Annotated in this window: 1 pseudogene; it reads right to left on the reverse strand. The window is 74.8% G+C overall.

Annotated elements, in window-relative coordinates:
- A pseudogene (locus LO771_RS30260) lies at nucleotides 1-301 on the reverse strand (ABC transporter permease); the annotation flags it as partial.

The following is a 301-nucleotide window of genomic DNA, read 5'->3' on the forward strand; positions in this document are numbered from 1 at the left end:
CACGACCGCGAGCAGGATCCACAGGTGGGCCCAGGGCAGGCCGAACAGGCCGGCGCCGAACGCCGCGGTGACGATCGTTCCGGGCAGCGGGAAGGAGGCGTAAGCGCCGGCCGCGCCGAGCACCACGGCTGCCGGCGGCACCGGCAGCGTGGCGTAGTGGTCGAGGCCGCCGGTGGCGCGCAGCCTCCCGAAGTACTGGGCGAGCAGGTTGAGCGCGACGAAGGCGACGACGAGGACGCTGGAGCCGGCGACGACGGCGCGTGCCGAGTCGTTGCCGCCGGAGTCGACGACGCCGCGCATC

The sequence above is a fragment of the Streptacidiphilus sp. ASG 303 genome, from assembly GCF_020991365.1.
In the GTDB taxonomy this organism is placed as follows: domain Bacteria; phylum Actinomycetota; class Actinomycetes; order Streptomycetales; family Streptomycetaceae; genus Peterkaempfera.